This is a genomic window from Nitrospirillum amazonense, from assembly GCF_007828045.1.
GTDB lineage: Bacteria > Pseudomonadota > Alphaproteobacteria > Azospirillales > Azospirillaceae > Nitrospirillum > Nitrospirillum amazonense_C.
The window spans coordinates 1-23,994 of record NZ_VITN01000019.1 but is presented as its reverse complement, the minus strand read 5'-3'; the positions used below and the strand labels follow the sequence as shown (position 1 = coordinate 23,994).

Below are 23,994 nucleotides of genomic sequence, written 5' to 3'. Positions count from 1 at the left end.
TGACAACCCGTCCCTGTTAATGGGGGAGGAACACCCGCGTCATGCCCCAGCTGATTTCCCAGATCGACACCCGCGCCGCCGCCTTCGCCGACAATGTCGCGGCCATGCGCGCCCTGGTCGATGACCTGCACACCACCGTCACCGGCATCAAGCAGGGTGGGGGCGAGAAGGCGCGGGCCAAGCACCTGTCGCGCGGCAAGCTGCTGCCCCGCGACCGGGTGCGCCACTTGCTGGATCCGGGCAGCCCGTGGCTGGAGTTCTCGCAACTGGCGGCCCACGGCGTCTATGACGACGTGGTGCCGGCCGCCGGCATCCTGACCGGCATCGGCCGCGTCTCCGGCACCGAGTGCGTGGTGGTGGCCAACGACGCCACGGTCAAGGGCGGCACCTACTATCCCCTGACGGTGAAGAAGCATCTGCGGGCGCAGGAGATCGCGCGGGAGAACAACCTGCCCTGCGTCTACCTGGTGGACAGCGGCGGCGCCAACCTGCCCAACCAGGACGAGGTCTTTCCCGACCGCGACCATTTCGGCCGCATCTTCTACAACCAGGCCACCATGTCGGCGGCGGGCATCCCCCAGATCGCCGTGGTGATGGGCAGTTGCACAGCCGGCGGGGCCTATGTCCCGGCCATGGCGGACGAATCCATCATCGTCCGCAACCAGGGCACCATCTTCCTGGGCGGCCCGCCCCTGGTGAAGGCTGCCACGGGTGAGGTGGTGAGTGCCGAGGATCTGGGCGGCGCCGACGTGCACAGCCGCACCAGCGGCGTCACCGACCATCTGGCCCAGAACGACGCCCATGCCCTGGCCATCGCCCGGCGCATCGTCGGCAATTTGAACCGGGTGAAGGCGCCCGCCCTTGCCCTGCGCGAACCGGTGGCGCCCAAGTACGCGGCGGAGGAGATCTACGGCATCATCCCCACCGACAGCCGCAAGCCCTTCGACGTGCGCGAGATCATCGCCCGCCTGGTCGACGGGTCGGAGTTCGATGAGTTCAAGCAGCTGTACGGCACCACGCTGGTCTGCGGCTTCGCCCATCTGTGGGGCTATCCCGTCGGCATCATCGCCAACAACGGCATCCTGTTCTCGGAAAGCGCGCTGAAGGGCGCGCACTTCATCGAGCTGTGCAATCAGCGCGGCATCCCGCTGATTTTCCTGCAGAACATCACCGGCTTCATGGTCGGGCAGAAGTATGAGAACGCCGGCATCGCCAAGGACGGCGCCAAGCTGGTGACGGCGGTGGCCTGCGCCCGGGTGCCCAAGTTCACCGTCATCATCGGCGGCAGTTTCGGCGCCGGCAATTACGGCATGTGCGGCCGGGGATATTCCCCCCGCTTCCTCTATATGTGGCCCAACGCCCGCATCAGCGTCATGGGCGGGGAGCAGGCCGCCGGCGTGCTGGCCACCGTGAAGCGCGATGGCCTGGAAGCCCAGGGCAAGAGCTGGAGCGCCGAGGAGGAGGAGGCGTTCAAGGCCCCCATCCGCGCCCAGTACGAACATCAGGGCCATCCCTATTACGCCAGCGCCCGCTTGTGGGACGACGGCATCATCGACCCGGCCGAGACGCGCATGGTACTGGCGCTGTCCCTCTCCGCCGCCCTCAATGCGCCGGTGGAACCGACCACCTACGGCGTCTTCCGGATGTGAGATCAAGACCATGACCGATGTTCTTGCCACAGTGGATAAAGCCGGTGTCGCCACCGTCACCCTGGACCGGCCGGCCCTGCACAACGCCTTCAACGAGGGCGTGATCGCCGAGCTGACCCAGTTGTTCGACCAGCTGGGCGCCGACCCGGACGTGCGCGTCATCCTGTTGAAGGGCAACGGCCCCAGCTTTTCCGTCGGGGCGGACCTGGACTGGATGCGGCGCATGGCGGGCTATAGCCGCGACCAGAATCACGCCGACGCACTGGGCCTGGCCACCATGCTGCGGACCCTGAACCGGGCGCCTAAGCCCACCATCGCGGTGGTCCACGGCGCGGCCTTCGGCGGCGGCGTGGGCCTGGTGGCCTGCTGCGACATCGCCGTCGCGGCCGAGGGCGCCACCTTCTGCCTGTCGGAGGTCAAGCTGGGCCTGATCCCGGCCACCATCGGCCCTTACGTCGTGGCCGCCATGGGGGAGCGCGCCTGCCGCCGCTATTTCCTGACGGCGGAGCGCTTCAGCGCCGCGGAGGCCCAGGCGGCGGGCCTGGTGCACCAGGTGGTGCCGGCCGACCAGCTGGACGAGGCCGTGGCCACGCTGGTCAAGCGGCTGGCCGACGGCGGCCCCCACGCCCAGATGGCCGCCAAGGCCCTGGTGTTCGACTGCGCCAACCGGCCGGTGACCGACGCGCTGATCAGCGACACGGCGGAACGCATCGCCCGCATCCGGGCCAGCGACGAGGGGCGGGAGGGTGTCGCCGCCTTCCTGGAAAAGCGCAAGGCCAGTTGGGTAAAGGGTGGGGACAAGTGATGATGATCGATACGCTGCTGATCGCCAACCGCGGGGAAATCGCCTGCCGCGTCATCCGCACGGCCCGGCGCCTGGGCATCCGTACCGTCGCCGTCTATTCCGACGCCGACGCGGGCGCGCTGCATGTGGCCATGGCGGATGAGGCGGTACGCATCGGCGCCGCCCCGGCCCGCGACAGCTACTTGCGCATGGACGCCATCCTGGACGCGGCCGCCCGCACCGGCGCCCAGGCCATCCACCCGGGCTATGGCTTCCTGTCGGAGAACGCCGGCTTTGCCGAGGCCTGCGCCGCCGCCGGCCTGATCTTCGTCGGCCCGCCGGCCAGCGCCATCCGCGCCATGGGCGGCAAGTCCGAGGCCAAGGCCCTGATGGAGACCGCCGGCGTCCCCCTGGTGCCTGGTTACCACGGGGAGGAGCAGAACAGCGGCGTGCTGGCGGCCGAGGCGGCCCGCATCGGCTTCCCCGTGCTGATCAAGGCGTCGGCCGGCGGCGGCGGCAAGGGTATGAAGGTCGCCACCTCGGCCGAGGACTTCCACGAACAGTTGGCCTCGGCCAAGCGCGAGGCGCAGGCCGCCTTCGGCAATGACCGGGTGCTGATCGAGAAATACCTGGGCCGTCCGCGCCACGTGGAAATCCAGGTGTTCGCGGACAGCCACGGCAACTGCGTCTACCTGTTCGAGCGTGACTGTTCCATCCAGCGCCGCCACCAGAAGGTGGTGGAGGAGGCGCCGGCGCCCAACCTGCCGCTGGAACTGCGGCAGGAGATGGGGGCGGCGGCCGTGGCGGCGGCCAAGGCCATCGGCTACGTCGGCGCCGGCACGGTGGAATTCCTGCTGGATCCGGTGGAGACGGGCGGGGACGGCCGCTTCTACTTCATGGAGATGAACACCCGCCTGCAGGTGGAACATCCGGTGACGGAGTACATCACCGGCCAGGACCTGGTGGAATGGCAGCTGCGGGTGGCGGCCGGCGGCACCCTGCCGCTGAGCCAGGACCAGCTGGCGGTGAACGGCCACGCCATCGAGGTGCGCCTCTACGCCGAGGATCCGGACAAGGGATTCCTGCCGCAGACCGGTACCCTGTCGCACCTGCGCTTCCCGGAAGCGGGGCCGCACATCCGGGTCGACACGGGCGTGCGCCAGGGCGACGCCATCTCCATCCACTACGACCCCATGATCGCCAAGCTGATCGTGTGGGACGTGGACCGCCCCGCCGCCGTGCGGCGCCTGCGCCAGGCCCTGGCGGGGACGGAAGTGGGCGGCCTGGCGGCCAACATCCCCTTCCTCGCGGCCATCGCCGGCCATCCCGCCTTCCTGGCGGCGGACCTGGACACCCGCTTCATCGAGCGGTACCAGGCCGATCTGCTGCCCGCGCCGGCTGCGCCCGACGATGATGTGTTGGCGCTGGCCGCCTTGGGCGTGCTGCTGGAGCGCAAGGCGGAAACGGTGGCCGCGGCGGCCGGGACCAACGACCCGTGGAGCCCCTGGGCCACGGCGGACAGCTGGCGCCTGAACGACGCCGTGGCGGAAGTCCTGACCTTCGCCGATGGGCGTGAGGGCGGCGAGCCGCAAGAGGTGCGTGCCTGCCGCCGGCGCGATGGCGGCTTCGACATCACCCTGCCCAGCGGCCAGGAACTGGCGGGTAACGCCCGCTTCGAGCCCGATGACGCTCATGGGGAAGGCCGCCTGGTGGCCGAGGTCGGCGGGCGTCGCCTGACGGCCGGGTGGTCACGCCGGGGACGGGAGCTGGACCTGTTCCGCCCCGGCCGGCACCACCGCCTGACCCTGGCCGATCCGCTGGACGTGGGCGTGGTCGATGCCGGCGGCGGCGGGCGCCTGGTGGCGCCCATGCCGGGCAAGGTCATCGCCGTGCTGGTGGCGGCCGGCGACCGGGTGGAGAAGGGCCAGGGTCTGGTGGTGCTGGAGGCCATGAAGATGGAGCACACCATCAAGGCGCAAGGGCCCGGCACGGTGGAAACCGTGCGCTATACCGTGGGCGATCAGGTGCCGGACGGCGCCGAACTGATCATCGTGAAGGGGGATGAGGCATGAACGCTTCGGCCATTCGCATTGTCGAGGTCGGTCCCCGCGACGGCCTGCAGAACGAGGCGGCGTTGGTGCCCACCGACACCAAGGTGGCCCTGATCGACCGCCTGTCGGCCACCGGGCTTCCGGTGGTGGAGGCCGGTGCGTTCGTCTCGCCCAAATGGGTGCCGCAGATGGCCGACACGGCCGACGTGCTGGCCCGCATCCAGCGGCGGCCGGGCGTGGGCTATCCCGTGCTGGTGCCCAATGAGCGCGGCTTCACCCAGGCCCTGGCGGCGGGTGTGACGGAAATCGCCGTCTTCGCCGCCGCGTCGGAGGCCTTTTCACAGCGCAACATCAACTGTTCCATCGCCGAGAGTCTGGACCGGTTCGCCCCCGTGACCCGCCTGGCGCGGGACAACGGCATCGCCGTGCGCGGCTACGTCTCCTGCGTCCTGGGCTGCCCCTATGAGGGCGCCATCGACCCCGCCAAGGTGGCGGAGGTGTCGGCCTGCCTGGTGGAGCTGGGCTGCGCGGAGATCTCCCTGGGCGACACCATCGGCGTGGGCACGCCGGCCAAGGCGGCGGCCCTGGTCCGCCGCGTGGCCGAGGAGGTTCCGGTGTCCCGGCTGGCCGCGCATTTCCACGACACCTACGGCCAGGCCCTGGCCAACCTGCTGGCCTGCCTGGACGAGGGCATCCGGGTCATCGACAGCTCCGTCGCCGGTCTCGGCGGCTGCCCCTACGCCAAGGGGGCCACCGGCAATGTGGCGACGGAGGATGTGGTCTACATGCTGGAAGGGCAGGGCCTGTCCACCGGCGTGGACCTGGACGCGCTGTCGGCCATCGGTGGCTGGATCTCAGGCGCCATCGGCCGCCCCAACGCCAGCCGCGCCGGCCGCGCCCTGTTGGCCAAGGTGGGGTGAGGCGCGGCTACTCGCCGATCTTACGCAAGATCAGGTCATGAAGGGCGGACGCGGGCTGGCTCAGCCGCGTCCCGGCGCGGGTGACCAGGCCCAGGGTGCGGCTGAGCTCAGGGTCGCGCATCGGTATGCCCACCAGCGCCGGATAGGCGTTGTTGGCCAGGGCCAGGGCGGGGAGAACGGCCACGCCCAGCCCGGCCGAGACGAGGCCCAGCGCCCCGGTGACGTGGTTGGCCTCGTAATGGATGGTCGGCCGCCGCGGCAGGCCGGCCAGCACGTTTTCAATCAGGATGCGGTTGCCGCTGTTCAGCGAGACGGCGATCAGCCGTTCCGCCTCCAGGCTGTCCCAGCGGGCCGCCGCCGCCGCCGCCAGGGGATGGTCGCGGCGCACCGCCAGCACATAGGGTTCGCTGCGGATGGGGGTGAAGTCGACCTCCGCGTTCTGGGCGCCCAGGAAACTGATCCCGATATCGGCCTCGCCCTCCATCACGGCCTCCAGCACCTTGCCGGCGCTTTCATCGATGATGCGGATCCGCACCCCCGGATGGGTTTGGGCGTAAAGGCGCAGGATGTCGGGCAGCACGTGGTTGGCCACCGACGGCACGCAGGCCACGGTCACCAGTTGCTTGGCCCGGCTGGCGCGTTCCACCATGCTGGCCCGGGCGAGCTCCAGCTCTTCCAGGATGACGACGGCGTGGTTCAGGAACTGGCGGCCAGCCTCCGTCAAGTCCACCTTGCGCGTCGTCCGCTCCAGCAGGCGCATGTCCAACGCCGCCTCCAGCTTCTCCACCCGCCGGCTCAGCGCCGGCTGGGATAGGTGCAGCCTGTCCGCCGCCGCGCGGAAGTTCAACGTCTGCGCCACCGTGACGAAGGCCAGCACCTCCCCAAATTCAAAGTCCAACCGCATGCCGCACGCTCCCATTGATGCGCCATCATTATTAATTGAGAAGATAAATGCAATTCATGTTCGGTCGTCGGCGTTCCACAATGACCGCGACATAAAAACCGGAGGAGACGGTGATGACCGGAAGTGTCCCGCGTTCCGCGGGCGGCGTCATGTCGCGCGTGGTCGCCCTGCTGCTGGCGCTGTCGCCGCTGCCGGCCAGCGCCGCGGAACTGCACGTCGCCAGTTCCGGGGGCTTCGCCGCCGCGTACAAGGCGCTGGCGCCCGAGTTTGAGAAACGCACCGGGCATACGCTGGTGTCCGTGTGGGGCCCGTCCATGGGCGACACGCCGGAGGCCATCCCCAATCGGCTGCGGCACCATCATGATATCGATGTCGTCATCATGGTGGGTGACAGCCTTGAGACTCTGGTGCGGGCCGGGCAGGTGATGGATCTGGACCACAGGGTCCTGGCCCTGTCCAAGATCGGCTTGGCCGTGAAGGCCGGCGCCCCCCATCCGGACATCTCCACCGTCGCCGCTTTGAAGAAGGTGCTGCTGGAAGCCAAGTCGGTCGCCTATTCGGACAGCGCCAGCGGTGTTTTCCTTTCCACGGTCCTGTTCCAGCGCCTGGGCATCGCCGACGCCATGAAGGACAAGGCGCGCATGATCCCGGCGGAACCGGTCGGCGCCGTGGTCGCGCGCGGCGAGGCGGAGGTCGGCTTCCAGCAGATCAGCGAATTGTTGCCGCTGTCCGGCATCGACATCGTCGGGCCCCTGCCTGACGAGGCGCAGAAGGTGACGCCGTTTTCCATCGGCATCGTCGCCGGAACGCGGGAGACGCGGGCGGCTGAGGACTTGATCGCGTTCCTGTCCTCGCCCGACGCGGCGTCGCTGATCATCAAATCCGGGCTGGTGCCCGCCCCCGCAGCCCCCCGCTGAGGATCGCCCCCTATGCCGAGTTCCAATGCCAAGCAGCCGTCCAGGCTGGCCACGGTGCTGCGTGTGACAAGTGGCAACTTCCTGGAGATGTTCGATTTCTTCCTCTACGGTTTCTACGCGCCCTACATCGCCAGCACCTTCTTCCCCAGCGGCGACGACACCGCGTCGCTGATGCTGACCTTCGCCACCTTCGGCGCCGGATTCCTGATGCGGCCGGTGGGCGCCGTCATCCTGGGCAGCTACATCGACAGGATCGGGCGCCGCAAGGGCCTGGTGCTGACCCTGGCCATCATGGCGCTGGGCACGGTGCTGATCGCCTTCGTGCCCGGGTACGCCAGCATCGGGCTGCTGGCCCCCGCCCTGGTGCTGATCGGCCGCCTGTTGCAGGGCTTTTCCGCCGGGGTGGAGATGGGTGGCGTTTCGGTCTACCTGTCGGAAATGGCCACGCCGGGTCGCAAGGGCTTTTATGTCAGCTGGCAATCCGCCAGCCAGCAGGCGGCCATCATGGCCGCCGCCCTCATCGGCTATGGCTTGAGCCGGGTTTTGACGCCGCAGCAAATCCACGACTGGGCTTGGCGCATCCCCTTCTTCATCGGCTGCCTGATCGTGCCGGTGATCTTCATCATCCGCCGCTCGCTGGAGGAGACGGCGGAATTCCAGCACCGGCGGCATCGCCCCACCTTCCGGGAAATCGTCAGGTCCATCGCCGCGAACTGGCGGCTGGTGCTGGCCGGCATGATGATGGTGGTGATGACGACGGTGTCCTTCTACCTCATCACCGTCTACGCGCCGACCTATGGCAAAAGCGTGCTGAAGCTCGATGCCGGGCAAAGCCTGCTGCTCACCTTCTGCGTCGGCCTGTCCAATTTCATCTGGCTGCCGGTGATGGGGGCGCTGTCCGACAAGGTGGGCCGCCGGCCCCTGCTGACGGCCTTCACCGTACTGGCCATGCTGACGGCCTATCCGGTGCTGAGCTGGCTGGTTCATGACGTCAGCTTCGGCACCATGCTGGTGGCCGAGCTGTGGCTGTCCTTCCTTTACGCCAGCTACAACGCGGCGGCCCTGGTGACCCTGACGGAGGTGATGCCCCCGGAGGTGCGGACGGTCGGGTTCTCCCTAGCCTACAGCCTGGCCACGGCGCTGTTCGGCGGCTTCACGCCGCTGGTCTCGACTTGGCTGATCGACCTGACGGACGACAAGGCGGCACCCGGCCTGTGGATGGCCGCCGCCGCCCTGTGCGGTTTGCTGTCCGTCCTCATGGTTTACCGGCGTGACCCGTCGACCGCGCGGATGCTGGCGGATACGCCATGATGTTAATACCTTGGATGAAGGCGTCCGACGTTCCGGACCAGGCCGGCCGCCGTTGACACAGCCAAGCCACTGGACATCCGGTGGCGCGGCGGTAGAAGATGGATCAGGCGCGCGCCCGGCGACAGGGCCGGCCATATTTTGAGGGTGGAGCTGGCGGCAAAGACCGGCCCACCCGTACTCAACTTCGGGGAGTAGCGCACAATGACCTTCACCCACGGAATACACCGACGATCCCATTTGCGGGGCTATCGCCCTGCCGCACCCGGCCTGTCCGGTGCCAGGGAGGCATGCGCATATAGTTGACCTGTCAACGGTCGGCCATCGCGCCCTTCAACGCCCCATACCCATCATGACCGTCTGCGCCGATGGAAGCGGCGCGGCATCGTTTGCCTTCGGCTGTGCCCACGCCCCGCCGGCCCTCAAGGAACGATGCCGCGTATCCAGCGCTTCCATCGACGGCCGGCGACCCTCCCGGGCCCGATAGGCCGGGATCAAGCCGGGCCAGCCGCCAGCGGTTTCGCGGATCGAAAGGTAGAATATTTCCATGAGCAGCACCGTCACGACGTCCCTCACCGGCGCGCCCACCACCAACCAGGCCCTGCTGAACTGGGTTGACGAGGTCGTCGCCCATTGCCGGCCGGCGGCCGTCCATTGGTGCGACGGCAGCCAGGAGGAATATGACCGGCTGTGCGAGGAGATGGTGGCCCAGGGCACCTTCATCCGCCTGAACCCGGCCAAGCGGCCCAATTCCTTCCTCTGTCGGTCCGATGCCGGCGACGTCGCCCGGGTGGAGGATCGCACCTTCATCTGCACCCCGACGGCGGAAGAGGCCGGCCCGACCAACAACTGGGCCGATCCCGCCGAGATGCGCCAGACGCTGCAGGGCCTGTTCAAGGGCAGCATGCGCGGCCGCACCCTGTACGTGGTGCCCTTCAGCATGGGGCCGCTGGGCTCCCCCATCTCCCACATCGGCGTTCAGTTGTCCGACAGCCCCTATGTCGCGGTGAACATGCGCATCATGACCCGCATGGGCGAGGCGGTGCTGCGCCAGCTGGGTGACGGCGGCTTCGTGAAGTGCCTGCACTCCGTGGGCGCCCCCCTGACGGCCGGCCAGAAGGACGTGGCCTGGCCCTGCAATGCCAAGCACAAGTACATCGTCCACTTCCCCGAGACGCATGAGATCATCAGCTTCGGCTCCGGCTATGGCGGCAACGCCCTGCTGGGCAAGAAGTGCTTCGCGCTGCGCATCGCGTCCTCCCTGGGGCGCGAGGAGGGCTGGCTGGCCGAGCACATGCTGATCCTGGGCGTGGAAAGCCCGGAGGGTGAGAAGACCTATGTCGCGGCGGCCTTCCCCTCGGCCTGCGGCAAGACCAACTTCGCCATGATGGTGCCGCCGGCCGCCTTCGATGGTTGGAAGGTGCGGACCATCGGCGACGACATCGCCTGGATCAAGCCGTCGCCGGACGGCACCTTGCGCGCCATCAATCCGGAGGCGGGCTTCTTCGGCGTGGCGCCGGGCACCAGCCTGAAGTCCAATCCCAATGCCCTGCTGACCCTGCACGCCAACGTCATCTTCACCAACTGCGCCCTGACCGATGACGGCGACGTGTGGTGGGAGGGCCTGACCGAGACGCCGCCGGCCCACCTGATCGACTGGGAGGGCAAGGACTGGACGCCCGCCAGCGGCCGCAAGGCGGCGCACCCCAACGCCCGTTTCACCGCCCCGGCCAGCCAATGCCCCAGCATCGACCCGGCCTGGGAAGACCCCGCCGGCGTGCCCATCAGTGCCTTCATCTTCGGCGGCCGCCTGTCGCGCACCTTCCCCCTGGTGTTCGAGACCCGCGGTTGGAACGAGGGCGTGTACTGGGCGGCCACCCTGGGCTCGGAGGCGACCGCCGCCGCCGTGGGCCAGGCCGCCATCCGCCGCGATCCTTTCGCCATGCTGCCGTTCTGCGGCTACAACATGGCGGAGTACTGGCGCCACTGGCTGGACATGGGCAACAAGATCAATGACTTGCCGCGCATCTACCGCGTCAACTGGTTCCGAAAGGGCCAGGACGGCAAGTTCGCCTGGCCGGGCTTCGGTGACAACATGCGCGTGCTGAAGTGGATCGTGGACCGCGTGCGCGACCGGGCGCCGGAGACGGATGAGAACCTGTTCGGCCTGACGCCGCGCTATGAGGACCTGACCTGGACCGGCCTGGATTTCGGCCGCGACCAGTTCGACGCCGTCATGGCGGTGGACGAGGTGGAAGCCGAGACGGAACTGCGCGACCAGTCCGAGCTGTTCGGCCGCTTCGGCGGCGACACGCCGCAGGAACTGATCGATCAGCAGGACACCCTGCTGGACCGCTTGGCGCAGAACCGCGAAGCGGCCTAAATCGCCAAAACAAAAACCCCCGGGGTGGTCTTCCATCCCGGGGGTTTTTCAACGGGCGGAGCGGGATCAGTAACCCTTGGCCCAATAGACGAAGGCCACCGTGTTCCAGCTGGCGGGGCCGTTGGGGCGGCCGCCGGCGTCCTGGCCGCCGATGACGAAGCCGGTCAAGCTGGGATCGTCGAAGGGGATCTTGACGACGGTGGATGGGGCGAAGCCGCCGCCCGGATCGTAGGACATGGTGATGCTGACCTGGCGGCCGTTGCCGGGCGGGATGACCACCTGGCCCACCAGCTTGTTGTTCTGGGCGCCGGTGCCGTTCCAGGTGATGGGCGTCTGGCCCGTGACCTCGATCACGATGCGCTGGGCCCAGTAGGCGGAATTGGTGAAACCGTTGATCTTGATGGTGGTGCCGTCCGGCACGGGGAAGGTGGCGGTGTTGTACATGCTCTTCTCCAGGGCTGGCGCGACAACCTATGCGCGCATAAACGATGCATCCCCTCATACATCTTTTTGCGGGAGCTTCCTACAAAAATAGATTGCTCAGGTTGTGGCTCTTCCGCTTGCCCCCGAAAGGGAAAGGCCGGCCGCTGGCACCGCTTCGGACGTTGACGCCATAGCCGCCAGGCTGGCGGCGTAGCGGCGGCACGCGATCAACGCCAGCAGGATGCAGGCGCCCAGCATGGCGGGCAGGGTCAGCAGCAGCGACAGGTCCAGCCGGCTTTCGTCGCGCAGCACCGTGTCCGTCACCAGGGCCACCACCGACGGGCCCGCGCCCAGGCCCAGCAGGGTGGCGATCAGCGCCGCCACGGCGTGCTGGAATCCGCGCAGGCGGTTGGGGGTGATCTCCTGCAAGGCCGGGGGGCTGGAGCCGATGGCCAGGGTCATGCAGCCGATCAGCGGCCCCAGCCACATTAGCGCGCTGCCGCCGTCTGGCGCGTACAGGGCGGGGTACAGCAGCAGGCAGGATGTGGTGGCACCGGTGATCATCACCATCAGGCGCCCCTGGGCCCAGCCCCGGCGGCGCAGGAAATCGCCCAGGATGCCGGCCAGCAAGGCGCCGCCGGCGCCGAACACCATCAGGCGCCAGCCCATGCCCTGGCCGATATCCAGCGGCTTCATGTGATGGATGCGGGCCAGCAGATGGGGCAGCCAGGCACCCAGGCTGTACAGCGCCATGGCGGCGAAGGTGCCGGCCAGGTTGACCAGCAGGGCGTTGACGCCATGGGCGCGGTAATAGGCCCGCACCTCGGCCCAGTTGGGCGCGGTGTGCGCTCCGGCGCCCGTCCTCCCCGGTTCCCGCACGCTGGCGACCCACAGCGCCATCAGCAGGCCCACGGGACCCAGCAGCAGGAACACGACCTGCCAGCCGCGCAGGCTGCCCAGCACGGGCAGGACGACATCCGGCGGCAGATGGTGCAGCACCAGCCCACCCAGGATCAGGGCCAGCCCGGCCCCGACATAGGGGCCCATGTTGTACAGGCCGATGGCCAGGCCCAGCCGGCGGCCGTGGAACAGGTCACCGATCAGGGAGTAGGCCGACGGGACCATCGCCGCCTCGCCAAAGCCCACCCCCACGCGGGCCAGGAACAGGGCCGGGAAGGTGCGCGCCAGGCCGCAGGCGGCGGTGAACAGGCTCCAGGCCGCGACGCCGGCGGCCAGCACCGCCGTGCGCCGCCGCCGATCGACCAGGCGGCCGATGGGCAGGCCGCCGATGGCCAGGAACAGGGCGAAGGACAGACCCTGCAACAGGCTGAGCTGCAGGTCGCTCAAGCCCAGATCGGCCTTCATCGGCACCGCCAGCAGAGTCAGGATCTGGCGATCGATGAAGGCCAGCACATAGGCCAGCACCAGCACCACCAAGACATAGACGGAATAAGCCACAGGATTTCCCCACAGTTCCTGGTCCGGCGCCGGCCCTGTCGTCCCCAACCCGGCGCCAAACCTTCGCATGGAAGTATACACATCCTTGTAGTCACTTAAGAGTGTGGTCGCGGTGCCATCCTCACCGCTGCCGGGCCAGGCGAAATGCGTTAGAATGGTACGAAACCTTGGCAGGGAAGGGAGGGGCGGCATGACCCATCGCACCGCCGACTTGGTCGATGCCTATGAAGACAGCCTGCAAAGCTGTGAGATCCAGTTCCGCTCCTTTGGGGCGCGGGCGTCCTTCCACGGGCCCATTCGGACCGTGCGCTGCCACGAGGACAACGCCCTGCTGAAGCATACGCTGTCCGAGGCGGGCGAGGGCGCCGTGGTGGTGGTCGACGGCCACGGCTCGTTGCGCACCGCCCTGGTGGGCGACGTCATCGCTGGCCTGGCGTTCAAGCACGGCTGGGCCGGCCTGGTGCTGTGGGGCGCCGTGCGTGACAGCGTGGCCCTGGCCCACATCGACCTGGGCATCAAGGCGCTGGGCACCAACCCGAAGAAAAGCACGAAGACCGGCGCCGGCCAGGTGGACGTGCCGCTGTCCTTCGGCGGCGCGCAGTTCACGCCCGGCGCGTGGCTCTACGCCGATGAGGACGGCATCGTCGTCAGCGCTGCGCGTTTGTGAAGCCGTCAGACGCGGTTCACCCCGGCAGCGGAATGAATTCCTTGTCGTCCAGGTCCGGCAGCTTCATGCGGCCGGCGCGCCAGTCGGCCTTGGCCTGCTCGATCCGCTCCTTGCGGGAGGAGACGAAGTTCCAGTCTATGTAGCGGTCGCCCAGCGGCTCGCCGCCCAGCAGCATGACAACGGCGGGGGTAATGGCGGTGAACAGCACCGGTTGGCCGGGGGCGAACACCAGCATGTGGCCGGCCTCCACCGTCCTGCCTTCCACCTCCACCGAGCCGACGGCGACATAGGCCGCGCGCTCCGGATACTCGGCCGGCAACTGCGCCTTGGTGCCGGGCTGCAGCACCCAGTGCACGTAGAACAGGGGGGAGTGGGTCTTGACCTTGGCCTTGGCGCCGAAGGCCTCACCCGCCACCAGCCGGGCCCACAGGCCGCCGTGCTCATAGGTCGGCAGGTCGTCCACGCCGTGGTGGTGGAAGCTGGGGGCGGTTTCCTCGTCCGCCTCTGGCAGGGCCACCCAGGCCTGGATGCCGTGCAGGGCGCCGCCCTCGGCCCGCGCCTTCTCGAAGCGTTCGGAATGGGTGATGCCGCTGCCGGCGGTCATCCAGTTGACCTCGCCCGGCCGTATGGCCTGTTCGGAGCCCACGCTGTCGCGGTGCATGATCTCACCATCGAACAGGTAGGTGACGGTGGACAGGCCGATGTGCGGGTGCGGGCGCACGTCCCGCTCCAGCGGAATGCCCTTGGGGAAATCCACCGGGCCCATGTGGTCGAAGAAGACGAAGGGGCCGACATGGCGGCGTTGGGCCACGGGCAGGATGCGCCCGACCTCGAACCCGCCCAAATCACGCCGCCGCTGGTCGATGACGAGTTCGATCATGATGCCTTTCCCCCAAATGCCGTGGCCCCGGATGTCTTGGCCCCGAACGTCTTGGCCCCGAACGTCTTGGCCCCGAACGTCTTGGCGGGAAAGGATGCCAAGGACCGGGGCGCGGATCAACCGCGCCCCGCGCAACATGTCAAAGCAGGTGGCGCAACAGGGCGGTGGCCGCCACACCGACGATGACGGTGGGCAGCATGGAGAAGCGGCAGGCCATGGCCAAGGTCACCGCCAGGCCCAGCAGGTCCGCCGGATTGGTGGTGGTGAAGGCCGGGGCGATGACGGAGATCAGCACGGCGCCCGGCACTGCCTCCAGCACCGCGGTGGCCCGGGGGCTGAGGGCGCGCTTGCGCAGCACCAGGTACCCCGTAACCCGGGTGGCGTAGGTCACCGCCATCATGGACAGGATGGCCAGCAGCGACGGGACGTCCAAGGCGACATAGCGGGCGAAATCGCTCACGGTGCTGCCTCCGCCGTTTCGGTGCTGGCGACGAAATAGGCGACGGCCAGGCCGGCCAGCGTGCCGGCCGGCACATACCAGGCGCCGGGCACCACCAGATGGGTCAGGGCGGCCACGCCCAGGCTGGCCGGCCAGGGCAGGGCGCGGCGCCAGCCCCTCCACATGCCCCGGATCAGCACCAGGAAGACGGCGGTGAAGGCCATGTCGAAGCCATAGGCGTGCGGGTTGCCCAGCACCGGCCCCACCACGGCACCCAGCACCGTGACCGCCACCCAGGCGACGTAGAGGGACACGGCCAGGCCGGCGTAGTAGGGCAGGCTGATGCCTGGCCGGCCGGTCGCGGCCATGCGGCGGCGCGCGTCGTCCATGCCCAGGGCCCAGGTCTCATCCGCCATGACGAACAGCACCAGGGCCGCCTGCCAGGGGCGCAGGCGCCGCAGATGGGGGGCGAAAGATGCCCCCATCAGCAGGTGGCGGCAGTTGACCAGCAGGGTCATGCCGGCGATCAGCGCGATCTGCGGCGGGCTGCGCCACAGCTCGATGGCGACGAACTCCGACCCGCCGGCGAAGTTCAGGCCGCACATCAGCGCCACCTCCAGCGGGCTCAGGCCCTTCATCGCGGCCTGGGAGCCCAGCACCAGGGCGAAAGGCGCCACGCCCAGCAGGATGGGCGCCATGGCGGCCAGGCCCCGGCGGAACTCAGCCCATACCGACCGGCTGGGCCCCCGCTCGTCCGGGGCGATATCGTCGGGCACGGCGGTGGCGGTCATGGATGGTCCGTTGGTCAGGGCGGGCCAAGGGTGGGGCCACAGGGAAGCAAGACGCGCATGGTAGGCGAATGGTGTGCGTGGGGAATTGCATAGTCCGTGCCCTTGCCCCGCCAATTTGGCATCCTGCCGCCAACGCGCCGTCCCCGTGATACGGGCAAACCTTCGGGGGCGCCAATAACGTGGAGGACGCAAGGCATGCTGATAGTGAATATGGCCGACCTGCCCGCCCTGGCGGGGCGGGACCTGGGCTACTCCGACTGGGTGGTGGTGGATCAGGACCGCATCAACGGTTTCGCCGATGCCACCGGCGACCATCAATGGATCCATATCGACGTGCCGCGTGCCACGGCGGCGCTGGGCGGCACCATCGCCCACGGTTTCCTCACCCTGTCGTTGCTGGCCGTCTTCAGCGATCAGACGCTGGAGGTGCGTGACGCCGGCAAGGGCGTGAACTATGGCTTCAACAAGATCCGCTTCCTGGCCCCGGTGCCGGCCGGATCGCGCCTGCGCAGTCGCCAGACCGTGGATTCGGTTGAGGAAAAGGGCGGCGGTTGGGTGTTGACCCGCACCGTCACCATTGAAATCGAAGGTCAGGAAAAGCCGGCGCTCCTGGCCGAATGGCTGACCGCCGTCTATCCATGATGGCTAAGTGATCAGTCCCTCATTCGGGCAGCATGAGGAGTATATGTCGCTCATCGATTCTCCTATCCATTTTAAAATACCCATGCGCCCGCGAAGGGGTTAAGCAGATAGAGCTGCGATTATTGCCAAATTCCGGCCATATTACGGGGCTGAACTCTGGTCGGTAACAGGCAGGCGCATCGTTTCATGTGATGCCCGCCGTATGCAGATACGGAGGAATAACCATGAATACCCGTCTTCTTCTGAGCAGCGTGGCTTTCGCCAGCCTTCTGGCCGGTGCGGCGTGCGCCCAGTCGGAAACCACGACCTCGCGCACCACGACGACCACCGCCGTTCCGGCGGCCCAGTCGCGCACCACCACCACGGAAACCACGCAGCAGCCTCCGGCCCCGGATGCCGCCATGCCCGGCACCACCCAGTCGACGGAGACCTACAGCTCCCAGTCCGGCTCGGACGATGATCGCACGGCCAAGTCGAAGACCACGACCACCACCTATCCGGACGGCAGTAAGTCCACGCACAGCAAGAGCAAGGTGGAGACGCCGGACGGCAGCACCGTGGAGCACCAGTCGACCCAGACCGACGGCAACGGTAATTCCACCAGCACCACCACGACGACCAGCACGCCGCGCTGACGCCAACCGGGGTGTGGCTTGCGTCCCGCAATGCGCCCCCAGGATAGTGCAGTAGATAAAGAAGGGCGGGATGTCCCAGCAGGTCATCCTGCCCTTATTTATTCATTGTATCTTGAAATATATTTCAAATATGCGTCAGTTTCAAAAATATACCGGCAAATTTATTCCAATGATCTGCCGAAATCCGGCCATATTCCAAGATAAATTTTGAATCCGTAGCAAGGCGGACGCGATGACTTCAACGGACGACGCCCGCCACGACTCAATGGAGGAATAATCATGAACACCCGTCTTCTTCTGAGCGGCGCGGCCCTGGCCAGCCTTCTGGCCAGCGCGGCCTGCGCCCAGTCCGAAACGACCACGACCCGCACCGTCACCACCAGCGCGGCGCCGGTGGCCCAGTCCCGCACCACCACCACCGAAACCACCACGGTGCAGCCGCCCGCCCCCGACATGATGGCGCCCGGCACCACCCAATCGACCGAGACCTCCTACAGCTCGGTCACCGGCTCGGATGACGATCGCGTCACCAAGTCCCGCACCACGACCACGACCTACCCGGACGGCACCAAGATCACGCGCAGCGGCAGCAAGGTTGAGACGCCGGACGGCAGCGTGGTGGAACGCCAGGCGACCCAGACGGACGGGTACGGCAACACCAGCACCACGACGACCACCACCAGCACGCCGCGCTGAGCGCCGTTGGTGTGACCGGTCCTGGCGGCCGGCGAAAGCAAGGCGGGATGTCCCCGGGATGTCCCGCCCTTTCTTATGGCTATGCCGCTGAAAAATTCGCGTAGGTTATGGAGGTGTAGAGGCTGGATGTTGCCCAATTTCATTTTTAATAGGGTGCGAAATATTTTGAATTGTCAGCTTCTATGGCCTTCGCACTAGGCTAATTGAATCCATTACCTTGCCAAATTGCCGCCATCATTGGGTAATGAACTGGCATCAGTGGCAAAGGCAGGCGCGGGAATTTGAAGGCGCTTGCCGCACTGCGATACGGAGGAACACCATGAATACCCGTCTTCTCCTGAGCGGCGTGGCTGTCGCCACCCTGCTGGCCGGCGGCGCCAACGCCCAGTTGATTGGCGGCCATGCCACCGGTGCTGTCAACAGCACCATGAACACCGCCGCCGGCGCCAACCTGGGCGCCCAGCAGAATGCGATGGCCGGCTTGAACACCCAGGCCGCCTCCCGTGCCGCCAGCGGCACCGCCACCACCGCAGGCCGGGTGACGGACAGCGCCGCCGTGACCGCGCAGAACGGCGCCGACACCGCGACCGATGCCGCCAAGGCGAACGCCAACGCCGCCGGCAACACCGCCGCCAGCGCGGCGGCCACCACCCAGGAGGTGGAGAACGGCACCACCGCCGGCGCCATGGGCGTGACCAACGGCACCGCCGCCGGCACGACCCAGACCACCGGCAGCACCAGCACCACGGCCGTGGGCACCGCCAAGGCGCCGACGCCGCTGAATGGCGGTGCCGACATGTCGACCGGCACCAACGGCGGCGCTGGTGTCTCGGCCGGTAAGTCCGGCGTGTCCGCCAGCGACCATGCCAAGGTGCAGAGCCAGGACAGCGTGTCCGCCGGCGGCGCCTCGGCCAAGGTGAACGCCTCGGGCAGCACCTCGGCCAACACCAGCGTGACGCCGCGCTAAACCATAGCGGCGCTTGAAAACGAAGGGCGGGACGGCTGGGCGGCTGTCCCGCCCTTTCGTTCAGCTGAAGACGATGGTCTTCTGCCCGGTCACCAGGATGCGGCGTTCGATGTGCCAGCGCACGGCGCGGGCCAGCACGGCGCATTCGATGTCGCGGCCGATATCCACCAGATCCTCCGGCGTCTGGGTGTGGTCCACCCGTTCGATGCCTTGCTCGATAATGGGGCCTTCGTCCAGATCGGTCGTCACGTAGTGGGCGGTGGCGCCGATCAGCTTCACCCCACGGGCGTGGGCCTGGTGGTAGGGCTTGGCGCCCTTGAAGCTGGGCAGGAAGGAATGGTGAATGTTGATGCAGCGGCCCGCCAGTTGGCCGCAGAGGTCGGCCGACAGGATTTGCATGTAGCGGGCCAGCACCACCAGGTCGGCACCCGCCTGGTTCACCACGTCCATGAACGCGGCCTCCTGCGCCGCCTTGTCCCCCTTCACCGGCAGGTGGTGATAGGGAACGCCGCTCCATTCCACGAAGGACCGCATGTCGTCGTGGTTGGAGATGACGGCCGGGATGTCGATGGGCAGGGAGCCGGAGCGGGCGCGGTGCAGCAGATCATAGAGGCAATGGCCGAACTTGGACACCGCGATCACCACCTTGGGCTTCACCGTCATGTCCACCAGTTGCCAATCCATGCGGAAACGGCGGGCGATCAACTGAAAGCCCTGGCGCAGGCTCTCCAGGTCGGGGAAGCCCGGGCCGTCCGGCCGGAAGGCCGTGCGCATGGAAAAGCTGTTGGTCAGCTGGTCGTTGAAATGGTTGGATTCGGTGATCGAAGCGTCGTTGTCGGCCAGATAGCTGGAGACGGCGGCCACCACACCCTTCACGTCGGGGCAGGTCAGGACCAGGACGTAGGGGCTGTGGGGAGCGGGGGGCGGCTGCGACGTCACGGCGAACGATTCCTCAAGGCATGCGGGTGTTATTTGGAAGGAAGTTGCCCGGGTCTAGCATAAACCAAGGGCGTGTCACAGCCCTGGGCGCGTGCATGCCGGCCATCCGCGCCGGGGCGGTTCAGGCCCGTTCCGTGAGATCCTGGGCGATCTGCCGGGCGGTGGCCTGCACCATGCCTATGGTTTCCGCCAAGGAGCGGACCGGGGGCGTATGCTGCATGAAAGGCACGGTCAGGGCCGCCACCGCCGCCCCGGTGCCGCCGATGACGGGGGCGGACAGGTCCGTGACGCCCAGGGCGTAGTCGCTGGCGGCCTGGGCATAACCTTGGGCGCGCACGGCGTCGGCCCGGGCGGCGAAGGGGGCCACCCGGGCCGGCCCCACGGCGCGTTCCAGCATGGCGCGCCACAGGACCTGGGTGTGCGGTGGCTGGAAGGCGTACAGCACCATGCCGGACGTGGCCTCCACCAGGCTGCGGTGATAGCCGGGACGGACGGAAAAGCCCAGATGGCCGGGGTTCTCGATGCGCGCCACCACCACCATCTGGTCGTCCGAGGCCACCGCCAAATGGCAGGACTGGCCGATGGCCAGCGCCAGCTCGCGCATCAGGGGCAAGGCCGCCTCCAGCAGGGTGCGCACCGATGCCCGGGCCATGCCCAGGGTGAACAGCTTGTTGGTCAGCTCATAGCCATCGGCCGTCGCCGCCGGCGCGATGTAGCCCCGGAACTCCAGCACCTGGATCATGCGGAACAACTCGCTGACCGAGCGGCCCAGGCGGGCGGAAATCTGCGACGGCGTCATGGGCGCGCCGTGGCTGGCCATCAGCTCCAGGATGTCCAGGCCCTTCTCCAAGGCGGGCGCCCGGTATTTGCGCACGGCTTCCGCCGCGCCATCGCCGGTCAAGCCGTCGGTGGCGTCGAGGTCGGGCACGGTATCATCGGGAAGGGCGGTCATGGGATAATCCGGCCTGCGCCTGAGGGCTGGGTTTGCGGCTCTCCGGCTATGCCATCAGGGCGCCCGCCGGGCAAGAGATGGCGTGAGCGCCTTGACTTCCGGAATGCGGCCGACGATTTTATATGCGGAAGGCGATTTCGTATATGAATGGAAAGTCGCCCCACTCCGGGAAGGCCCCAATGGACGCATCCTTCACTCCGACATGCCCGCCCTTGCCCCCGCTGGGTTTCGGCGCCGCGGCCATCGGCAACTTGTACCAGGCGGTGGCGGAGGAGGAGGCCCGGGCCGCCGTGACAGCGGCGGTGAGCGCCGGCATCTGCTACCTGGACACGGCCCCCCACTACGGCTTCGGCCTCAGCGAGAGCCGTCTGGGTGCCGCGCTGGCCGAGTTGGATCCGGATGAGAACCTGTTGGTCTCCACCAAGGTGGGGCGGGTGCTGGTCCCGGTCGGCGCGGGCGCGAGCCCGGTGAGGCACGGATTCGCCGACGCCGCACCGTATGAACCGGTGTTCGACTACAGCTATGATGGCGTCATGCGCTCCTACACCGAAAGCCGGCGGCGGCTGGGGCGGAAGCGCATCGACCTGCTGCTGGTCCATGACCTGGGCACCGTCACCCATGGCGATGACCACGCCGCTCATTTTCGCCGTTTCCTGGACGGCGGCTACCGCGCCATGCGGGAATTGCGGGACCAGGGGGCGGTGCGCGCCATCGGCCTGGGCGTCAACGAGTGGCAGGTGTGCCTGGATGCCATGGGCCATGCCGATTTCGATGTCGTGCTGCTGGCGGGCCGCTACACCCTGCTGGAGCAGACGGCGCTGGACGCCTTCTTCCCCGCCTGCGCCGCGCGTGGGGTCAGGGTCATCGTCGGCGGCCCCTACAATTCCGGCATCCTGGTGAACGGAACCCGGGGCGCCGCGCCGCTGTACTACAACTACGAGCCGGCATCCGCCGCCATCGTCGACCGCGTGCGCCGGCTGGAGGCGGCCTGCGACCGCTTCGACGTGCCCCTGGCCGCGGCCGCCTTGCAGTTTCCCCTGGCCCATCCGGTGGTGGCCAGCGTCATCCCCGGCATGGCGGACGCGGCACAGGTGGCCCAAACCCGGGCCTTGATGGATACCGGCGTTCCGCCAGAGTTGTGGTGGGCCCTACGCGCCGACGGCTTGCTGCACCCGGACGCCCCCGTTCCCACCCCCAACGCAACGAAGGCCGCATGAGCACGCCCATCTCCCCCCTCATCCTGCTGCATCCGGATGACAACGTGTTGGTCGTCCGCGCCGCCATCCGCGCCGGCGACGCCCTGGACATCGATGGCGCCCGGGTCACCGCCGCCCAGGACGTGACCGTGGGCCACAAGCTGGCCCGCCGCGTCCTGGCCGCTGGCGACAAGGTGCTGAAATACGGCGCGCCCATCGGGTCCATGACCGCCGCGGTGGACGTCGGCGGCCATGTTCACATGCACAACATGAAAAGCGATTACATCGCCAGCCATACACGCCAAGTTGTTGGGGGCCAGGTGGTCGGCGGTAGCGAAGGGGGCCACTGATATGGCTGAGATGCGTGGGTTTCTGAGAAGCGACGGGCGCAAGGGCATCCGCAACGTGGTGGTCGTGGCCTATCTGGTGGAATGCGCCCACCATGTGGCCCGCCGTATCGTCACGCTCAGCGACGACATGGACGTGCACCTGATCGGCTTCCCCGGCTGCTATCCCAACAGCTACGCCTTCCAGATCATGACCAAGCTGTGCACCCACCCCAACGTGGGCGGCGTGCTGCTGCTGTCCCTGGGGTGCGAAAGCTTCAACCGCGAGGCCTTGCGCCAGGCGGTGGCGGCCAGCGGCCGGCCGGTGGAAACCCTGGTGATCCAGCAGGCCGGCGGCACCAGGGCCACCATCGAGGCCGGGCGCGCCGCCGTGGCCCGCCTGAAGGCCATCGCCGGCCAGACACCGGTGGTGCCCATGGCGCGGCATGAACTGGTGGTGGGCACCATCTGCGGCGGGTCCGACGGCACCAGCGGCATCACCGCCAACCCGGCGGTGGGCCGCTGCTTCGACTGGCTGGTCGAGGCCGGCGCCACCTGCATCTTCGAAGAGACGGGCGAGCTGGTGGGTTGTGAGCGCATCATGTCCGACCGCGCCGTGACGCCGGAACTGGGCGCTGAGATCGAGGCCTGCGTGCAGAAGGCGGAGCGCTACTACACCATCATGGGCTTCGGCAGCTTCGCCCCCGGCAATGCCGAGGGCGGCCTCACCACCCAGGAGGAAAAGTCCATGGGCGCCTATTCCAAGTCCGGTTCCTCCCCCATCAGTGGCCTGATCAAGCCGGGCGACATCCCGCCCACGGGCGGCCTGTACCTGATGGACGTGGTACCGGATGGGGAGCCGCGCTTCGGCTTCCCCAACATCTCCGACAATGCCGAGATCGTGGAATTGATCGCATCGGGCAGCCACGTCATCCTGTTCACCACCGGCCGCGGCTCCGTCGTCGGCTCCGCCATTTCCCCCGTCATCAAGGTCTGCGCCAATCCGGAGACCTACGCGCGCCTGTCGGAGGACATGGACGTGAACGCCGGCCGCATCCTGGAAGGCAAGGCCACGCTGGATGAGGTGGGGGCCGAGATCCTGGACCTGGTCGAGGCGGCGGCGGCGGGCGACCGCACCGCGTCCGAGGCCCTGGGCCACCAGGAATTCATCCTGACCTACAAATCGTTCGAGCCGGTGGGCCCCGCCTGCCTGCCCACGCGCGGCCGCGCCGCCTGAAGGAGATCACTAATGGGACGTCTAGAGGGTAAGACCGCGCTGGTGACGGCGGCCGCCCAGGGCATCGGCCGCGCGGCGGCGGAGTTGTTCGCGCGCGAGGGGGCGACCGTCCACGCCACCGACATCAACACCGACAAGCTGGCCGAGGTAGCGGGCTGCCGCCATCACAGGCTGGATGTGCGCAGCGATGCGGACGTGGCCGCCATCGCGGCGGTGGTCGGGCCCATCGACGTGTTGTTCAACTGCGCCGGCTTCGTCCATGCCGGCACCATTCTGAAGTGCGATGCGGCCGCCTGGGACTTTTCCTGGGACCTGAACGTCAGCGCCATGTACCGCACCATCCGTGCCTTCCTGCCCGGCATGCTGGAGGCGGGCAGGGGCAGCATCGTCAACATGTCGTCGGTCGCCAGCTCCATCAAGGGCGTGCCCAACCGCTTCGCCTACGGCGCCACCAAGGCCGCCGTCATCGGCCTGACCAAGGCGGTGGCGGCCGACTTCGTGGGCCGGGGGGTGCGCTGCAACGCCATCTGCCCCGGGACGGTGCACACCCCCTCGCTGGATGAACGCCTGGCCGCCACCGGCGACTATGCCGCCGCTCAGGCCGCTTTCGTTGCTCGCCAGCCCATGGGCCGCCTGGGCCGGCCGGAGGAGATCGCGGAACTGGCGCTGTACTTGGCAAGCGACGCCTCGTCCTTCACCACCGGCGCCATCCATGTCATAGACGGCGGCTGGACGGCTTAGGGTCTGTTGATAAATTATCGCTTCAATCTGGTCGGTGTGTTTGGCGAAATGGTGTAGTTCCATTCGCCATGGAAGTCATGTCGACGGAT

General features: G+C 67.9%; 25 protein-coding genes. 16 read left to right on the top strand and 9 right to left on the bottom strand.

Annotation, left to right across the window (positions count from 1 at the left end; genetic code table 11):
* Positions 1-41 precede the first annotated feature (41 nt).
* From FBZ89_RS23355 to FBZ89_RS23340, 4 genes are read left to right on the top strand one after another with little or no spacing between them, the layout of a single operon-like run.
* Complete coding sequence (locus tag FBZ89_RS23355) at positions 42-1,649, top strand: carboxyl transferase domain-containing protein (protein ID WP_145752649.1); 1,608 nt, start codon at positions 42-44, stop codon at positions 1,647-1,649.
* 10 nt (positions 1,650-1,659) lie between these two features.
* Positions 1,660-2,454, top strand: coding sequence for an enoyl-CoA hydratase/isomerase family protein (locus FBZ89_RS23350; RefSeq protein ID WP_145752648.1), 795 nt, complete (start codon positions 1,660-1,662; stop codon positions 2,452-2,454).
* A 2-nt stretch (positions 2,455-2,456) separates the two neighbouring features.
* A complete protein-coding gene (locus FBZ89_RS23345; RefSeq protein ID WP_145752777.1) occupies positions 2,457-4,505 on the top strand; it encodes an acetyl/propionyl/methylcrotonyl-CoA carboxylase subunit alpha in 2,049 nt (682 codons plus the stop codon).
* The gene (locus FBZ89_RS23340; RefSeq protein ID WP_145752646.1) at positions 4,502-5,404 is read left to right on the top strand and encodes a hydroxymethylglutaryl-CoA lyase; all 903 of its coding nucleotides are present in this window, start codon (positions 4,502-4,504) and stop codon (positions 5,402-5,404) included. The genes FBZ89_RS23345 and FBZ89_RS23340 overlap by 4 nt, the downstream gene beginning before the upstream one ends.
* Positions 5,405-5,411: 7 nt before the next feature.
* Here FBZ89_RS23340 and FBZ89_RS23335 read toward each other — a convergent pair whose 3' ends face one another.
* Positions 5,412-6,308 carry a LysR family transcriptional regulator gene (locus FBZ89_RS23335; protein ID WP_145752644.1) on the bottom strand — a complete coding sequence of 299 codons (897 nt, stop codon included), beginning with the start codon at positions 6,306-6,308 and terminating at the stop codon, positions 5,412-5,414.
* Positions 6,309-6,421: 113 nt separating this feature from the next.
* On the opposite strand from FBZ89_RS23335, the gene FBZ89_RS23330 reads away from it, so the two are divergent.
* Together FBZ89_RS23330 and tcuC are read left to right on the top strand one after the other, a co-directional pair.
* The gene (locus tag FBZ89_RS23330; RefSeq protein ID WP_211115330.1) at positions 6,422-7,225 is read left to right on the top strand and encodes a substrate-binding domain-containing protein; all 804 of its coding nucleotides are present in this window, start codon (positions 6,422-6,424) and stop codon (positions 7,223-7,225) included.
* A gap of 12 nt (positions 7,226-7,237) precedes the next feature.
* Positions 7,238-8,536 (top strand): MFS transporter, encoded by a 1,299-nt coding sequence (gene tcuC / locus FBZ89_RS23325; protein ID WP_145752642.1) that lies wholly within the window; start codon positions 7,238-7,240, stop codon positions 8,534-8,536.
* 330 nt (positions 8,537-8,866) lie between these two features.
* Here tcuC and FBZ89_RS23320 read toward each other — a convergent pair whose 3' ends face one another.
* A complete protein-coding gene (locus FBZ89_RS23320; protein ID WP_145752640.1) occupies positions 8,867-9,097 on the bottom strand; it encodes a hypothetical protein in 231 nt (76 codons plus the stop codon).
* Here FBZ89_RS23320 and FBZ89_RS23315 point away from each other — a divergent pair.
* Complete coding sequence (locus tag FBZ89_RS23315) at positions 9,081-10,916, top strand: phosphoenolpyruvate carboxykinase (GTP) (protein ID WP_145752638.1); 1,836 nt, start codon at positions 9,081-9,083, stop codon at positions 10,914-10,916. The two genes, FBZ89_RS23320 and FBZ89_RS23315, sit on opposite strands and share 17 nt — an antisense overlap.
* Positions 10,917-10,982: 66 nt before the next feature.
* On the opposite strand, the gene FBZ89_RS23310 is transcribed toward FBZ89_RS23315, so the two are convergent.
* Both FBZ89_RS23310 and FBZ89_RS23305 read right to left on the bottom strand, forming a co-directional pair.
* On the bottom strand, positions 10,983-11,360 hold the full coding sequence (locus FBZ89_RS23310; RefSeq protein WP_145752636.1) for an SRPBCC family protein: 378 nt from the start codon (positions 11,358-11,360) through the stop codon (positions 10,983-10,985).
* Positions 11,361-11,456: 96 nt separating this feature from the next.
* On the bottom strand, positions 11,457-12,866 hold the full coding sequence (locus FBZ89_RS23305; RefSeq protein WP_145752634.1) for an MFS transporter: 1,410 nt from the start codon (positions 12,864-12,866) through the stop codon (positions 11,457-11,459).
* Between the two features lie 121 nt (positions 12,867-12,987).
* On the opposite strand from FBZ89_RS23305, the gene rraA reads away from it, so the two are divergent.
* A complete protein-coding gene (gene rraA, locus FBZ89_RS23300) occupies positions 12,988-13,464 on the top strand; it encodes a ribonuclease E activity regulator RraA (protein ID WP_145752632.1) in 477 nt (158 codons plus the stop codon).
* 16 nt (positions 13,465-13,480) lie between these two features.
* Here rraA and FBZ89_RS23295 read toward each other — a convergent pair whose 3' ends face one another.
* The 3 genes from FBZ89_RS23295 to FBZ89_RS23285 all read right to left on the bottom strand — a co-directional run bounded on the left by FBZ89_RS23295 (position 13,481) and on the right by FBZ89_RS23285 (position 15,574).
* Entirely contained in the window at positions 13,481-14,344 is an 864-nt protein-coding gene (locus FBZ89_RS23295) for a pirin family protein (protein WP_145752631.1), read from the bottom strand.
* A 139-nt stretch (positions 14,345-14,483) separates the two neighbouring features.
* Positions 14,484-14,804 carry an AzlD family protein gene (locus FBZ89_RS23290; protein WP_145752629.1) on the bottom strand — a complete coding sequence of 107 codons (321 nt, stop codon included), beginning with the start codon at positions 14,802-14,804 and terminating at the stop codon, positions 14,484-14,486.
* The gene (locus tag FBZ89_RS23285) at positions 14,801-15,574 is read right to left on the bottom strand and encodes an AzlC family ABC transporter permease (RefSeq protein ID WP_186457524.1); all 774 of its coding nucleotides are present in this window, start codon (positions 15,572-15,574) and stop codon (positions 14,801-14,803) included. Before FBZ89_RS23285 ends, FBZ89_RS23290 begins: the two co-directional genes overlap by 4 nt.
* Before the next feature lie 195 nt (positions 15,575-15,769).
* Between FBZ89_RS23285 and FBZ89_RS23280 the strand changes: the two genes are divergently transcribed.
* The 4 genes from FBZ89_RS23280 to FBZ89_RS23265 all read left to right on the top strand — a co-directional run bounded on the left by FBZ89_RS23280 (position 15,770) and on the right by FBZ89_RS23265 (position 18,514).
* Positions 15,770-16,216, top strand: coding sequence for a MaoC family dehydratase (locus tag FBZ89_RS23280; RefSeq protein WP_145752628.1), 447 nt, complete (start codon positions 15,770-15,772; stop codon positions 16,214-16,216).
* Between the two features lie 224 nt (positions 16,217-16,440).
* The gene (locus FBZ89_RS23275) at positions 16,441-16,851 is read left to right on the top strand and encodes a hypothetical protein (protein WP_145752626.1); all 411 of its coding nucleotides are present in this window, start codon (positions 16,441-16,443) and stop codon (positions 16,849-16,851) included.
* Positions 16,852-17,130: 279 nt separating this feature from the next.
* Entirely contained in the window at positions 17,131-17,547 is a 417-nt protein-coding gene (locus FBZ89_RS23270) for a hypothetical protein (protein WP_145752624.1), read from the top strand.
* A gap of 319 nt (positions 17,548-17,866) precedes the next feature.
* A complete protein-coding gene (locus FBZ89_RS23265) occupies positions 17,867-18,514 on the top strand; it encodes a hypothetical protein (RefSeq protein WP_145752622.1) in 648 nt (215 codons plus the stop codon).
* A gap of 60 nt (positions 18,515-18,574) precedes the next feature.
* On the opposite strand, the gene purU is transcribed toward FBZ89_RS23265, so the two are convergent.
* Both purU and FBZ89_RS23255 read right to left on the bottom strand, forming a co-directional pair.
* Positions 18,575-19,453: a formyltetrahydrofolate deformylase gene (gene purU / locus FBZ89_RS23260; RefSeq protein ID WP_246172491.1), complete on the bottom strand. Its 879-nt coding sequence runs from the start codon at positions 19,451-19,453 to the stop codon at positions 18,575-18,577.
* A 121-nt stretch (positions 19,454-19,574) separates the two neighbouring features.
* The gene (locus FBZ89_RS23255; RefSeq protein ID WP_145752620.1) at positions 19,575-20,405 is read right to left on the bottom strand and encodes an IclR family transcriptional regulator; all 831 of its coding nucleotides are present in this window, start codon (positions 20,403-20,405) and stop codon (positions 19,575-19,577) included.
* Between the two features lie 179 nt (positions 20,406-20,584).
* Between FBZ89_RS23255 and FBZ89_RS23250 the strand changes: the two genes are divergently transcribed.
* From FBZ89_RS23250 to FBZ89_RS23235, 4 genes are read left to right on the top strand one after another with little or no spacing between them, the layout of a single operon-like run.
* The gene (locus tag FBZ89_RS23250) at positions 20,585-21,622 is read left to right on the top strand and encodes an aldo/keto reductase (protein ID WP_145752618.1); all 1,038 of its coding nucleotides are present in this window, start codon (positions 20,585-20,587) and stop codon (positions 21,620-21,622) included.
* Positions 21,619-21,951 carry a UxaA family hydrolase gene (locus FBZ89_RS23245; RefSeq protein ID WP_145752616.1) on the top strand — a complete coding sequence of 111 codons (333 nt, stop codon included), beginning with the start codon at positions 21,619-21,621 and terminating at the stop codon, positions 21,949-21,951. Before FBZ89_RS23250 ends, FBZ89_RS23245 begins: the two co-directional genes overlap by 4 nt.
* Before the next feature lies 1 nt (position 21,952).
* The gene (locus FBZ89_RS23240; RefSeq protein WP_145752614.1) at positions 21,953-23,164 is read left to right on the top strand and encodes a UxaA family hydrolase; all 1,212 of its coding nucleotides are present in this window, start codon (positions 21,953-21,955) and stop codon (positions 23,162-23,164) included.
* A 12-nt stretch (positions 23,165-23,176) separates the two neighbouring features.
* Positions 23,177-23,905: an SDR family oxidoreductase gene (locus FBZ89_RS23235; RefSeq protein ID WP_145752612.1), complete on the top strand. Its 729-nt coding sequence runs from the start codon at positions 23,177-23,179 to the stop codon at positions 23,903-23,905.
* The last annotated feature ends 89 nt before the right edge of the window (positions 23,906-23,994 follow it).

Excerpts from the sequence above, each read along its gene's own strand:
- FBZ89_RS23350 (WP_145752648.1), top strand. The coding sequence starts at position 1,660 with ATGACCGATGTTCTTGCCACAGTGGATAAAGCCGGTGTCGCCACCGTC.
- FBZ89_RS23340 (WP_145752646.1), top strand. The coding sequence starts at position 4,502 with ATGAACGCTTCGGCCATTCGCATTGTCGAGGTCGGTCCCCGCGACGGC.
- FBZ89_RS23265 (WP_145752622.1), top strand. The coding sequence starts at position 17,867 with ATGAATACCCGTCTTCTCCTGAGCGGCGTGGCTGTCGCCACCCTGCTG.
- FBZ89_RS23235 (WP_145752612.1), top strand. The coding sequence starts at position 23,177 with ATGGGACGTCTAGAGGGTAAGACCGCGCTGGTGACGGCGGCCGCCCAG.
- tcuC (WP_145752642.1), top strand. The coding sequence starts at position 7,238 with ATGCCGAGTTCCAATGCCAAGCAGCCGTCCAGGCTGGCCACGGTGCTG.
- FBZ89_RS23330 (WP_211115330.1), top strand. The coding sequence starts at position 6,422 with ATGACCGGAAGTGTCCCGCGTTCCGCGGGCGGCGTCATGTCGCGCGTG.
- FBZ89_RS23310 (WP_145752636.1), bottom strand. The coding sequence starts at position 11,360 with ATGTACAACACCGCCACCTTCCCCGTGCCGGACGGCACCACCATCAAG.
- FBZ89_RS23285 (WP_186457524.1), bottom strand. The coding sequence starts at position 15,574 with ATGACCGCCACCGCCGTGCCCGACGATATCGCCCCGGACGAGCGGGGG.
- FBZ89_RS23355 (WP_145752649.1), top strand. The coding sequence starts at position 42 with ATGCCCCAGCTGATTTCCCAGATCGACACCCGCGCCGCCGCCTTCGCC.
- FBZ89_RS23255 (WP_145752620.1), bottom strand. The coding sequence starts at position 20,405 with ATGACCGCCCTTCCCGATGATACCGTGCCCGACCTCGACGCCACCGAC.
- rraA (WP_145752632.1), top strand. The coding sequence starts at position 12,988 with ATGACCCATCGCACCGCCGACTTGGTCGATGCCTATGAAGACAGCCTG.
- FBZ89_RS23245 (WP_145752616.1), top strand. The coding sequence starts at position 21,619 with ATGAGCACGCCCATCTCCCCCCTCATCCTGCTGCATCCGGATGACAAC.
- FBZ89_RS23250 (WP_145752618.1), top strand. The coding sequence starts at position 20,585 with ATGGACGCATCCTTCACTCCGACATGCCCGCCCTTGCCCCCGCTGGGT.
- FBZ89_RS23280 (WP_145752628.1), top strand. The coding sequence starts at position 15,770 with ATGCTGATAGTGAATATGGCCGACCTGCCCGCCCTGGCGGGGCGGGAC.
- FBZ89_RS23275 (WP_145752626.1), top strand. The coding sequence starts at position 16,441 with ATGAATACCCGTCTTCTTCTGAGCAGCGTGGCTTTCGCCAGCCTTCTG.
- FBZ89_RS23270 (WP_145752624.1), top strand. The coding sequence starts at position 17,131 with ATGAACACCCGTCTTCTTCTGAGCGGCGCGGCCCTGGCCAGCCTTCTG.
- FBZ89_RS23305 (WP_145752634.1), bottom strand. The coding sequence starts at position 12,866 with ATGCGAAGGTTTGGCGCCGGGTTGGGGACGACAGGGCCGGCGCCGGAC.
- FBZ89_RS23345 (WP_145752777.1), top strand. The coding sequence starts at position 2,457 with ATGATCGATACGCTGCTGATCGCCAACCGCGGGGAAATCGCCTGCCGC.
- FBZ89_RS23315 (WP_145752638.1), top strand. The coding sequence starts at position 9,081 with ATGAGCAGCACCGTCACGACGTCCCTCACCGGCGCGCCCACCACCAAC.
- FBZ89_RS23295 (WP_145752631.1), bottom strand. The coding sequence starts at position 14,344 with ATGATCGAACTCGTCATCGACCAGCGGCGGCGTGATTTGGGCGGGTTC.
- FBZ89_RS23240 (WP_145752614.1), top strand. The coding sequence starts at position 21,953 with ATGGCTGAGATGCGTGGGTTTCTGAGAAGCGACGGGCGCAAGGGCATC.
- FBZ89_RS23335 (WP_145752644.1), bottom strand. The coding sequence starts at position 6,308 with ATGCGGTTGGACTTTGAATTTGGGGAGGTGCTGGCCTTCGTCACGGTG.